The sequence below is a fragment of the Promicromonospora thailandica genome (genome assembly GCF_024171955.1).
Taxonomy (GTDB): Bacteria; Actinomycetota; Actinomycetes; order Actinomycetales; family Cellulomonadaceae; genus Promicromonospora; species Promicromonospora thailandica.
In genome coordinates this window covers 257038-268991 of the sequence record NZ_JAMTCS010000010.1, presented here as the reverse complement: position 1 = coordinate 268991, position 11954 = coordinate 257038, and the positions used below count along the sequence as shown (strand labels likewise).

At 70.0% G+C, this 11954-nt stretch carries 8 protein-coding genes; 2 read left to right on the top strand and 6 right to left on the bottom strand.

All coding sequences use genetic code 11. The features are described from left to right. Positions 1–254: hypothetical protein (locus APR03_RS17350; RefSeq protein ID WP_253837585.1), on the top strand; the 254-nt coding region annotated here is incomplete at its 5' end. A gap of 163 nt (positions 255–417) precedes the next feature. On the opposite strand, the gene APR03_RS17345 is transcribed toward APR03_RS17350, so the two are convergent. The 3 genes from APR03_RS17345 to APR03_RS17335 form a co-directional block, all read right to left on the bottom strand. Next, a complete protein-coding gene (locus APR03_RS17345) occupies positions 418–852 on the bottom strand; it encodes a VOC family protein (RefSeq protein ID WP_253837584.1) in 435 nt (144 codons plus the stop codon). A gap of 88 nt (positions 853–940) precedes the next feature. Continuing rightward, positions 941–3277: an FdhF/YdeP family oxidoreductase gene (locus APR03_RS17340; RefSeq protein WP_253837582.1), complete on the bottom strand. Its 2337-nt coding sequence runs from the start codon at positions 3275–3277 to the stop codon at positions 941–943. Between the two features lie 30 nt (positions 3278–3307). Then, entirely contained in the window at positions 3308–4546 is a 1239-nt protein-coding gene (locus APR03_RS17335) for an MFS transporter (RefSeq protein ID WP_253837580.1), read from the bottom strand. A gap of 204 nt (positions 4547–4750) precedes the next feature. Between APR03_RS17335 and APR03_RS17330 the strand changes: the two genes are divergently transcribed. Further along, entirely contained in the window at positions 4751–5536 is a 786-nt protein-coding gene (locus APR03_RS17330; RefSeq protein ID WP_253837578.1) for an alpha/beta fold hydrolase, read from the top strand. Positions 5537–5636: 100 nt separating this feature from the next. Here APR03_RS17330 and APR03_RS17320 read toward each other — a convergent pair whose 3' ends face one another. The 3 genes from APR03_RS17320 to APR03_RS17310 all read right to left on the bottom strand — a co-directional run bounded on the left by APR03_RS17320 (position 5637) and on the right by APR03_RS17310 (position 11927). After that, entirely contained in the window at positions 5637–8288 is a 2652-nt protein-coding gene (locus APR03_RS17320) for an FAD-dependent oxidoreductase (protein WP_275977639.1), read from the bottom strand. Beyond that, complete coding sequence (locus tag APR03_RS17315) at positions 8285–8584, bottom strand: 2TM domain-containing protein (RefSeq protein WP_253837576.1); 300 nt, start codon at positions 8582–8584, stop codon at positions 8285–8287. Before APR03_RS17315 ends, APR03_RS17320 begins: the two co-directional genes overlap by 4 nt. Positions 8585–8693: 109 nt before the next feature. Continuing rightward, complete coding sequence (locus APR03_RS17310) at positions 8694–11927, bottom strand: BTAD domain-containing putative transcriptional regulator (RefSeq protein ID WP_253837574.1); 3234 nt, start codon at positions 11925–11927, stop codon at positions 8694–8696. Positions 11928–11954: the final 27 nt, after the last annotated feature.

Here is an 11954-nt window from a genome sequence, read left to right as displayed (position 1 = left end):
ACGTCGAAGACCCCGGACACGTCGAGATCCTCTCGATGCTCGCGGACCTGAACGCCACCGACAACACGTTCTTCGTGATCTACCCCGAGGACGAAGACATCGACTGGTCGATCTCGGTCCACACCCGCCCCGGAGCGTTCGGCGGCTACGAGATCGAGCACCGCGACCCCGCCACCGGCGAGCAAGCCACCACCGTCGAAGCCGACCACGCCACCATCGCCACCCACGTCCTGGACTGGCTCAGCCACCGCTGACCACTTCCGAAACACGCCCTAGGGCGGGCCATCACCGATGGTCGGGGGAGGGAACCGCTGGGTTTCCTCTCCCGACTTCTGATCGCTCATTACAAGTTAGGTCACCCCGTCATCTATCCGTGCAGCAGTCCCAGGCATCCGCCGGCAAGCGTGCGACGTGAGGTCAGACGTCAGGTGCCATGAACTCGAGCTGGATGTTGTCCAGGTCCCGGAAGACGACCGTCGAATACGTAGACGGGTCGGTCACCCGCTGGATCCCGGAGTGTGCAACGCCGAGGGTGTCGAGCCAGTCCGCCCATGCCTGGAGATCATCGCGGCCCTCCACCTGCAACCCGATGTGGTCCAGGCCGGTTCGCTTCTCGTCGAACTCCTCGCCCTGGTTGCCCTCGTTGTGGTGCAGCCCGATGGTGATGCCGGTGTGCGGCTCGATCATCAGCAGCGCGTACCCGGTCCGCTCTCGACCGTAGTGCGGGAACGTGCCTTCGACCGGCGTGGTCTGGAACACCTTCTGATACCACGCGATGCTCGCGTCCAGATCTCTGACCGTGAACGCGAAGTGGTGCAGTCCGACAAGGCCCGGCGTGGTCGGCTCGCTCATCTCAGGCTCCTCTCACAGCTCTTGGGTTGGGCGCGTGGTGCGCCCGCGCCATCAACCTAAGAAATGACTCTTGATGCGCAGTGGATGCTCACTTGACCGGACTGTTTCCCCGTCGAGGAGGAGGTCCGGACGAGATGTTCCGCGAAAGGGCGACACGAACTCTCAGGTTCTTCATTAGGGGCTGGTCGCTCTGGATGCTGTAGTCGCTGATGCCGATCAGGACGTTCATCTCCGGCATGTAGCCGGCTGCACTTCCCCTCGGCAGGTCGTAGGCCAGAGCCCGGTAACCGCGCAGCTCACGGACGCTGCCGTCCTTGGCGGTGGCAGTAATGTCCACCAGCGATCCCTGGTCGATCCCGCGGAACGCCATGTCGTCCTTGTTCATCAGGATCAGGGTCCGCAGGTTCTTGACGCCGCGGTAGCGGTCGTTGTCGGAGTAGATCGTGGTGTTCCACTGGTCGTGCGAGCGCATGGTCTGCAGCACGAGCACGTCGCCGGATTCCGGGATGACGTCTGGCAGCGGGACCGAGGCGAATTCGGCGCGCCCAGTGAGCGTGTGGAAAACCAGCTCACGTGCGGGCTGCTCGATTCGAAAACCTCGCGGAAGGCGGACGCGTCTGTTGAAGTCGTCGAAGCCGGCAAGGGCCTGGGCCATCACGTCGCGGATCCGGTCGTAGTCCTCGACGTACCACTCCCAGGGGGTCGCGCTGCCGGGGAGCGTGGCCCTGGCGATCCCGGCGATGATCGCGGGCTCGGACAGCAGGTGGGGCGAGGGCGGCTTCCGGTTGCCCCGGGACAGGTGCACCATGCTCATCGAGTCCTCGACGGAGACGGACTGCAGGCCGCTCCGCTGGGGGTCCCGCTCGGTGCGGCCCAGGCAGGGCAGGATGAGCGCCTTGCGGCCGTGGTCGAGGTGGCTCCGGTTGAGCTTGGTGCTGACGTGGACGGTCAGCTCGCACCGGCTGAGGCCGACCGCCGTGTAAGGCGTGTCCGGCGCGGCACGGACGAAGTTGCCACCCATGCCGACGAAGACCTTGACCGCGCCGCGGTGCATCGCCCGGATGGTGGCCACCGTGTCCAGGCCGTGCTTGCGAGGAGGATCGATCCGGCAGACGGCGGCGAGACGGTCCAGGAACTCCTGAGACGGGCGGTGGTCGATGCCGCAGGTCCGGTTGCCCTGGACGTTGCTGTGCCCGCGGACGGGTGACGGCCCGGTTCCCTCGCGGCCCAGGTTGCCTCGTAGGAGCAGGACGTTGACGATCTCTCGGACGGTGTCCACCCCGTGCTCGTGCTGGGTGACGCCGAGGCACCAGCTCATCAGGGTGCGCTCGGACGCCCGGTAGATCTCCGCGGCCTGGTGCAGCTCGGTTCGGCTGAGGCCGGACTGGGTGACGAGGTCGTCCCAGCTGGTGGCTTCGACCAGTGCGCGGTAGTCGTCCAGTCCGCTGGTGTACCGCTCGAGGAACGTCTCGTCGATGGCCTGGGCATCGGTGCGGTGCTCTTCGAGGAGTGCCTTCGCGATGCCACGCAGCAGCGCGAGGTCTCCACCCGGGCGCACCTGGAGGTTGAGGGTGCTGGTCCGGGTGGCCCGGTTCAGGGCCATGTCGGCGACCTCGTGCGGGATGATCGCCCGTCGTGCGGCCGCCTCGACGAGAGGGTTGACGTGGACGACCTGGGCGCCCCGGGCATAGGCCTTGGTGAGGGCGGTCAGCATCCTGGGTGCGTTCGAGGCGGCGTTGACGCCAAAGATGAACAGTGCGTCGGCGCTCTCCCAGTCCTCGAGGTCGGCCGTGCCCTTGCCCGTTCCCAAGGCTGCCTGGAGTGCGCGCCCAGACGCCTCGTGACACATGTTGGAGCAGTCGGGCAGGTTGTTCGTGCCGTACTCCCTGGCCATCAGCTGGTACAGGAACGTCGCCTCGTTGCTGAGCCGGCCGGAGGTGTAGAACGCGGCCTGGTCGGGGCTGTCCAGTGCCCGGAGCTCCTGGCCGATCATCGCGAACGCGGCCGCCCAGGTGATGGGCACGTACCGGTCGGTGGCAGGGTCGTACACCATGGGTTCGGTCAGGCGTCCCTGCGCCTCCAGGTCGGCGTCACGCCAGGTCTGCAGCTCCGAGACGCTGTGCCGGGCGAAGAAGTGCCTGTCGACACGGCGCGCCGTCATCTCCCAGGCGACGTGCTTGACGCCGTTCTCGCAGAGGTCGAGCTTCAGCCCCTTCAGGTCGTCGGGCCACGCGCACCCCGGGCAGTCGAAGCCGCCGTCCTCGTGGTTCATCCGGAGCATGGCCGCTCCGCCGGGGACCAGCACACGCTCCGTGGCGAGGAAGCTCGCGACCGAGCGCGCCGCTCCCCACCCTGCTGCCGGGTGCTCGTAGTCCGACTGCGACCATGACGCTCCTGCCGCCTCGGGTGTGTCCGAACCGGTCATCTGTGCTCCTTGCGTGAAGTTGTCCGTAGGTCACGCGCGCGCGGGCAGCAGCGGCCTGTCCCGGCCGACAGTGGTGACGTAGAGAAGGAGGCCCGCGGTCGTCAGGACGGCGCCGGCCCAGACGGTCGACAGGGTTCCCCAGCCGGCGTCCAGGGTGATCGCGCCGCCGATCGCGCCGAGGGAGTTGGCGAGGTTGAGCGCGGCGAGGTTGAGGGCGCCCATGAGGGTCGGCGCGTCGGGGGCGAAGCCGGTGAGCCGGACCTGGATGGTGGGGATGGCGAACATCATGGTGGCGCCCGTGCCGAAGAAGCTGAACAGCAGGACGGTGAGGTTGTCACCCGCGAGACCGATCAGGATCAGGAAGACCAGCACGCCCGCGTAACCGTAGATCAGCCCACGATGCGTGTAGCGATCGGCGATCCGCCCGCCCCAGGTGTTGCCGACAGCCATACCGACGCCGAACACGCCCAGGGCGATCGGGATGACGGACGCGTCCTGTCGTGCCGCGTCGGTGATGAAGGGGCCGATGAAGGTGTAGACGGCGAAGATGCTGGAGATGCCGAGCGACGCGACGGCGACCATGAGCCAGACGTTGAGGCGGCGCAGCGCGCCGAGCTCGTTGCGCACGGAACCGCCGCGTAGGTCTGCGGTGCGTGGTAGCCAGGTCACCAGGGCTGCGCCGGCGAGCAGGCCGATGATGACCACGGCCCAGTACATGGCGCGCCAGCCGGCGTTCTGCCCGATGAAGGTGCCGAGCGGTGAGCCGAAGATGGTGGCGACGGTGAGTCCCCCCATCACAGTGGCGAAGGCTTTGCCGCCGCGGCCAGGACCGTAGACGTAGGCGGCGACGACGGCACCTGCGCCGAAGAACGCACCCTGGACGCTGCCGGCGATGAACCGGAACACGACCAGCAGGGCGAGGTTCGGGGCGACCGCGGACAGGCCGTTGCCGATCAGGAACAGCGCGACCAGGCCGAGCAGCAGGGTGCGGCGGTTGACGCGTGCGGCGAGCAGGGTGATCGCGGGGGAGCCGAGCATGACTCCGAAGGCGTAGGCGGTGATGGCGTAGGTGGCGACGGGGATGGTCACGTCGAGATCGGCGGCGAAGAGCTGGATGATGCCGTTGCTGCCGAACTCTCCGGTGCCGATCGCGAAGGTGCCCAGCGCCAGGGCGAACAGGGCCAGTCGCGGGTTGCGGATGGAGGTTGTGGCCTGGTCGTGCCGCTTCTCCTCGGCTGTGCACTGCTTCTCGAAGGCCTGCTGGTGCATGGGCTCTTTCCTTTGGTGGTGACGATCTCTCGCTGTGATGCTCGCCGAGCGCGCTGGACAACCACTGGATCGGTGGCCGCGGGCTGTTCCAGTGCCACTCAAGTACGGACCGGCACCGTGGCCTGACAGAGCAGGTCCAGCACTAGCAAGAGGAGTCCGATCGTGTTCCGAAAGTCCCTGAAGGCATTTGCCGTCGGTTCGGCGGTGGTCGTCGCGGCGAGCATGAGCCTGTTCGCCGTGACAGCAGCGGCCCATCCCGGCGGCCACCACGGCCATCCCGCGAAGAAGCCGACAGTCGTGCTCGTGCACGGGGCGTTCGCCGACAGCAGCGGCTTCGAGGCCGTCAGCCGCCGGCTGCTGGCCGGCGGCTATCCCGTGGTCGCCGCGCCCAACCCGCTGCGCGGAGTCTCGTCCGATGCCGCGCAGGTCAAGGCGCTCCTTGCGAGCATCGAGGGTCCGGTCGTGCTTGTCGGCCACTCCTACGGCGGCGCCGTGATCTCGTCGGCGGCCACCGGGAACGAGAACGTCAAGGCACTGGTCTACGTGGCTGCGTTCGTCCCGGATGAGGGCGAGAGCGTCGAGCAGCTGGTCGGTAAGTTCCCCGGCAGCACCGTCGGGGAGTCGTTGAAGCCCGTCCCCCTGTCCGACGGACTGGTCGACCTGTATATCAACCCCGCCGTGTTCCACGAGCGGTTCGCGGCCGATCTGCCGGCCAAGGACGCCGCGCTCTACGCGATCTCGCAGCGTCCGGCCACCAACGCCGCGCTCGGAGAGCCGGCGGCGGGCACCCAGGCATGGCACTCGATCCCGAGCTACTACCTGATCAGCGGTGCCGACAAGATCATCCCGCCGGCGGCGCAGGAGTTCATGGCAGAGCGGGCCGGATCGACGGTGCAGACGGTACGGGGCGCATCCCACATGGTCTTCGTCTCCCGTCCCGACACGACCGTCTCGCTCATCGACCGGGCAGCCCGCGAGACCGCCCGCTGACCTCACCGAGGACGAGACGAGGCTCGGGTCGGGCGGCACCGGGAGTGCCGCCCGACCCGAGCCTCGTCGTGCGTCTCGGGGCATACCTCGAGACCGCTCGTCAGGCGATCGTCAGGTCGCTGGTGGGCAGGGTCTGGCAGGCGAGGCGCCAGCCGGCCTCGATCTCCTCGGCCGAGAACATGCCCCTGGTGTCGGTCTCGCTGGACCCCGAGAGCACGCGGACGCGACACGTGCCGCAGATGCCCTCGTCGCACGACTGGGGCAGCGGGACCTGAGCCGCGTTGGCGCCGTCCAGGACCGACTGCCCGGGCACACAGGTGAACTGGCGGCCCGCCGCCCTGGCGTCGACGGCGAAGGAGGTGACGCCTGCCTGTTCGGCCGCCAGAGCGATGTCGTGCGCACGCTCGCGGCGGGTGGTCCGGCTCCGGCTCGAGGTGAAGGCCTCGACGTGGATCGCCGAGCGGGGCACACCCGCGGCGGTGAGGTGGCCGATCACGTCCTGCATCATCGGCCCTGGCCCGCACAGGTGCACACGCGAGACGTCGCTCGCGTAGGGCGCGAGCACACTGCGGCCGATCCGCCCCGTGGGTCCCTGCCAGCCTGGTCCCGGTCGAGAGACGAACGTGTTCACCTCCAGGTGAGGCAGACGTGCGCGGAGCGCCTCCAGCTCCGGGCGGAACAGGATCTCCTCCTCGGTCCGGTACCCGGCGAGCAGCACGACCTGTCCGGCGTGCGCGACGTCCGCGGCCGCCTCCAGCACGCTCATCAGCGGCGTGATGCCGACGCCGCCTGCCACGAGCAGCAGCGTCCCGGTGCCCGCGTCGCGCCGGGGGTCGTAGGTGAACTGACCGTACGGCCCGTGGAGCCTGAGGGCTTGTCCCTCCTTGACGTCGTCGTGCAGGAACACCGAGCCAAGGCCCTGAGCCTCGCGCTTGACCGCGATCTCGACGAAGTGCGTGTCGGACGGCCCGCTGCAGACCGAGTAGGACCGTTCGATCGGTTCGACCGCGACCGGCAGGTCGAGCGTGAGGTACTGGCCCGCCGTGAAGGTGAACGGCAGCCGTCCTCCGTCGATCGGTTCCAGGCGGATCCGGTTCACGGTCGGTGTCAGCCGCGTGACCTGGCCGACACGCAGATAGCCCTGCCACTGCCTGGCCGGGGCGGCGCCCCTCGCAGCACGCGACGACCGACGGGCGGCGCGCGACGACGGACGGCCGCCGGACCCCACCGTGCGCCACATGGCGGCTGTCTGGCTGGGCCGCAGGGCTGCCATCGCCGCCATGAGACCACCGGCCAGCGCACCGACGACCCCGGTGCCCCAGGCATCCTGACCTGCCAGGAGCAGGCCCGGCACCGGGGTGTGACAGCCCGCCAGCCGTGTTCGAAGCCGTCCGGGGGTGGTGGGCAGCCCGTAGAAGACGCCGTGCCTGCTGTTCTGGTAGGTCTCGAACGTCAGTGGCGTCGCCAGCTCGGAGAACGTCACGGTCGCGCCGAAGCCTGGCCACTGGCGGTCGAGCCGATCCAGCAGCCGCCTGGTGACCGTCGACTTGAGCTGCGCGTAGTCGGCCGGGCGGTGGTCCTCGGAGGTTCCGCGCCACCGTGCGAACAGGCTGGGCTCGACCAGCTCCAGCACCTCCACGGTGTGCGACCGGGCAGCAGGGTTGTTCAGCGACCCGAACGAGACGTAGAGGGTGCCGTCGCCAGGTTTCTGGTGAAATCCGCCGTCACCGCCGAGGTCCGGCATGAACCAGTGGTTCTCACCCTGAAGCCCGAACTGCGCGGGGGTGCGGTCCAGGCCCAGGAACAGCATGAGCGTGGACGGCCCGTCGGGCAGGTCCGACAGCGCCGACTCGGCGCCAGGGGCTGCCCCCGGCGGGAGCAGCGCGTAGGTGTTCCGGGCGCCCGCCGCCGAGACGACGGTCGACGCCTCGATCCGGTATCGGTGGCCGGTCGCGGCGTCTTCCACGTCCACGCCGCGGGTCCGGCCGCCCTCCACCACGATCCGGTGGACCCGGTGGCGGGTGCGCAGCTCGACCCCGCGCCGGCGGACTGCCGCCAGCGTGAGGCTGCTGATCTCGGCCGGTCCACCCACCGGGTGGGTGGCGCCGTCGGCGAAGTAGGTCAGGGGAACCGAGGCGTGGTAGCCGAAGGCGCTCTCCTCGGGCGGTGGCCCGTACAGGCCCCATCGTGCCGCGACGACCGCCCGTAGCCCGGGGTCCCGGAAGCTGCGCGAGACCTCCTGCCACAGAGTGCGGTAGGCCGACGGGAAGAGGCGCTCGACGACCGGCAGCCCCAGCGCACCGACAGGCGCGGGGAACGAAGCAAGGGTGTTGCGCGCGGTCAGGGCACCCATGGCGCGGGGGACCGATCGGAAGAACCGGTCGATCGCTGCCGACTCGGCGGGAAACTGCTCCTTGAGCCGGTCCCGGAACCGGTCCCGCGAGGACGGGACGGCGAAGTCGAGACCCGGGAAGTGGAGGACGTCGAAGTCGTCCGGAAGCCGGGTGAACTGGGCTCGCCCGTCGGTCATGAAGTCCAGGAACGGCTGCGATGCGGCACTGAGGTAGTGCAGGCCGGTGCCGAAACGGTACGTTCCCTGCCGGGAGAACTCGTGCGTCATCCCGCCGGGCGTGTAGTGCTGCTCGAGGACGAGCACGCGCTGACCGCCGAACTGGGCGAGTGCTCGGGCGGCGGCCAGTCCGCCCATCCCGGACCCGATCACGACCACGTCGAACCGGTCGGTCCCGCTCAACGGCGTCGGATCCGGTCGATCTCACGCTGGACTCGCTCCTCGTCCGGCGTGGACGGCAGGTAGACGGCCCAGGCGTGGAACGCGAGGCCGATGCCCCAGCTGAGCAGGAGATACAGGGGCCAGAAGAAGATCCTCGGGGTCAGGAACCACCACAGGCTCACGCTCACGAGGTTGACGAGCACGAACGACAGGGCGTGGGCCTGAAAGCCGCGCTTCCGGTGCAGCCTGCGGACCGCCTGCGCACGCAAGCTGTCCTGGTCGACTGTCTCGTCGGGTTGGTCCTGGTACGGCCTCATAGCGGGTACTGCTCCGTTCCTCATGCCGCCGGGCGGGTACCGGCAGATCCTGGGGACGGACATTAAGGACGGGTACTGGAGCGGCTCTGGAGCAGGACTTGATCGCGGCTCAGCCTTCCGGCAATGAGGCGAGCAGCTCCTGGGCGCGCCGGGCGAAGAGGTGCGCCTCTCGTTCGGTGGAGAGCGCGCGGGCCCGCTCGACGGTTACGCGAACCTCCCCGAGCGGCTGACCGGTCGCCAGCAGCAGCCGGGCTCGCAGAAGGACGAGGTACCCCTCCGCGTAGCGCTGGTCGTATGCCTCGACCGCCTGCTCGGCGCGGTCGAGCGCACCTGCCGCTTCCGCCGGCCGGCCGGCCGACAGCCACATCTCCGCGAGCAGCCCGTACCAGGTCGCCAGACCCGATCGCGGTGGGTCCAGCAGAGCGGTGGTGATGAGGTGCTCGGCCCGGGTGGCGGCACCGACAGGATCCTGGCCGGTCAGCGCGTGCGCCCAGCACCGGGCCAGCCGCTGGTAGCTGCCGAGGAAGAGGAAGGAGAACTCCGGGTCCACGCGGATCCCGCGCTCTGCCGCTCGCAGGGCCCAGACCGGGTCCCCGGCGAGCGCCGCGACGGTGACGGCGAACGCGGCCCAGACGGTGATCGCGTAAGGGTCCTCGCCCGCAGCGGTCTCCAGGGCGTCGAGCTGCTCCCGGGCGGAGTCCACGTCGCCGTGCAGGGCGGTCATCAGGGCGAGCATCACGGGGGAGAGGAGCTGCAGGTCGTGCCGGAGCTGGTCCTGCTCGCCCGCTGTGTCGTCCAGCATGGTGGTGCGCGACTTGCTCAGGTACCGGAAGGCCTCGCCGACGTTGCCGACGTCCCACTGGTGGATGCCCCAGGCGTGCTGGCCATAGGCGCGTACGACGGCGTTCTCCGACGCCTCTCCGTGGTCGAGGAGCCGCCGGGCCAGCGGCGCGGCGAGGTCGAGGCGGATGCCCTGGGAGTACCCGGCCCACCGGGAGAAGAGGAAGTCGGCGGCTACCACCTCGTGCCCCAGCTGCCGAGCCAGCTGCTCGGCGCGCTCCATCACGTCGATCGCCGACGCGACGTACCCGGAGCGCATCCCGACGACGGCGGTGAGCTGAGCCAGGGCGGTCAGCTCCAGCTCTGCGAGGCCCGCGGCCCGGGCGGTGTGCGCGGCGGCCCGCAGGTGCTGCGCCGCGGTCTCGAAGGCGGACTTCCCGGCCGCACACCGACCCGCCTCGACGAGGGCACCCGCCGTACGTGTGGGTTCTGCGAGCGGGCCGGCGGCCCAGAGATGGTGCGCGAGGCGCTCGGCGATCGGTTCGCTCTCGGCGCTCGTGCGCTCCAGGGCGTCCGCGAGGCGCAGGTGCAGGCGGCCCGCGTGGAGCTGCGAGATGGTTCCCACCACCGACTCCCGCACGAGGTCGTGGGTGAACCGCACGGTGAACGGATCGTCCGGGACGGGCTCGACCAGGCCCTGGGCCTCCAGCGGTTCGAGCCGGTCGTGGCAGGCCGCGACGTCCAGGCCGGCGGCCGCGGCCAGGAGAGTGACCTCGACGTCCCGGCCGACGAGCGCGGCGAGCTGGAGCAGGCTCCGGGCGTCGTCGTCGAGGGTGGCCATCCGGCCGCGCACGACGTCCAGCACCGACGACGGCACCCCCGCCGCAGCGACCGACTCAGTGGTGAGATCACCGATCTCGGCCAGGAGCCGGGACAGCTCCCGGACGAAGAACGCGTTGCCGCCCGTGCGGCCATGGATGGCGAGGGCGACGTCAGGACCCGGCCGTTGACCGGTCTCGCGGTCAACCAGCTCGGCCACGTCCTGCGGACGCAGCGGACCCAGATGAACCCGCCTCTGCCCGGCCGCCCGGCTCACCACGGCGAGCATCCGCGCCAGCTCCGAGTCGGATTCGGGCTGGCTCTCGCGCAGCGCACCGACGACCGCGGTACCGGCCGGTAGCCGTGTCGCCAGATGGGACAGCAGGCGCATCGAGGTGGAGTCCGCCCACTGGAGGTCGTCGATCACGACCACCAGGGGACCGTGCGAGGCGGCCGTCGCGACGACGGACACCACGTGCTCGAACAGGCGGAACTGAGCGTTGCTGTCGGGGATGATGTCCCCGGCCAGCAGATCTCCGTGCGGCTGCATCAGCTGGCCCAGGTCGCCGGCCAGGGACTCCTGGCGTTCGTCCGGCGGCAGGGCGTCGAGGATCGCTCCGAGTGCCTGGGTCCAGGGCCACATCGTGGGCGCCCCCGCGCCGTCCAGGCACTCTCCCCACACGGTGAGGGCGCCGCGTCGTTCGGCTTCGCCCGAGACCTCCGTCAGCAGGCGGGTCTTGCCGACGCCCGGTTCTCCCTCGACGAGCACGAGAGCGGAGCTGCCGGCGAAGACCGGTTCCATGACCTGACGCAGCACGGAGATCTCGCCGGAGCGCCCGACGATGCCATGGGCCGGAGACCTGCCCGGCCGGTCACGGACCGGACCGTGACCGCTTTGCCGCAGCGCCTGGGAAACGTGCTGACGACCCGCGGATGCTCGTCCGTGCAGCAGGCGCTCGTGCACGGTCCGCAACACAGGACCTGGGTCGAGGCCGAGGTCGTCGGCGAGCCGACGTGCCGCCGACTCGTACGCCGAGAAGGCCTCCGCCTGGTGACCGGCAGCCCAGAGGGCGGTGACCAAGCCGGCCTGGACGGGCTCGTGGAGCGGCGCCATGGACGCGGCCAGGCGGAGGCAGGGCAGAACCTGCTCGGCCTGACCGGCCGTGGACACGAGGTCGGCCGCGGCCGAGCAGACCTCCAGGAACTCGGCGTTCAGGCCGGCGAAGACACCCACCGCGGCGGGGTCGGGACTCAGGCCGTCGCAGGCCGGTCCCGTCCAGAGTGCTGCCGCCTCGGCGTAGCGGTCGAAGGCGACCTCGGGCAGACGACTGCCGATGGCCGTCTGCGCGGCCCCCACGAGCTGACGAAAGGCGACGAGATCCAGGGTCTCCGCGCCGGCGGTGCAGACATAGGTGTCGCCTCGCCGTACCAGGTACGAGCTGCTTCCCCGTGCCGCTCGCTCGGGTTCCAGGAGGTGTCGCAGCGTCCCCACGTATTTGTGGATGGTGTTGAGCGCGCTCGGGGGTGGGCCCTCACCCCAGATCCAGTCGATCAGCTCACCGGTGCTGACGGGTTGTCCCGCACGGGCCAGGAGCAGGGCCAGGAGGTATGCCTGCTGGCGCGGACCGGCGTCGAGCTCGACGCCGCCTCGCCAGATCCGGAGCGGACCCAGCACTCGCAACCGCAACGGGCCGCCCGCGGCGGCTCCTGGATCTCTGCTGGGCCCGCCGGGTCCGGTCTCCATCACCACGGGTGTCACCCCCGCTCACTC

Bases quoted from the DNA above. Each gene is read 5' to 3' on its own strand.
- APR03_RS17345 (WP_253837584.1), bottom strand. From the start codon at position 852: ATGAGCGAGCCGACCACGCCGGGCCTTGTCGGACTGCACCACTTCGCG.
- APR03_RS17340 (WP_253837582.1), bottom strand. From the start codon at position 3,277: ATGACCGGTTCGGACACACCCGAGGCGGCAGGAGCGTCATGGTCGCAG.
- APR03_RS17335 (WP_253837580.1), bottom strand. From the start codon at position 4,546: ATGCACCAGCAGGCCTTCGAGAAGCAGTGCACAGCCGAGGAGAAGCGG.
- APR03_RS17315 (WP_253837576.1), bottom strand. From the start codon at position 8,584: ATGAGGCCGTACCAGGACCAACCCGACGAGACAGTCGACCAGGACAGC.
- APR03_RS17310 (WP_253837574.1), bottom strand. From the start codon at position 11,927: ATGGAGACCGGACCCGGCGGGCCCAGCAGAGATCCAGGAGCCGCCGCG.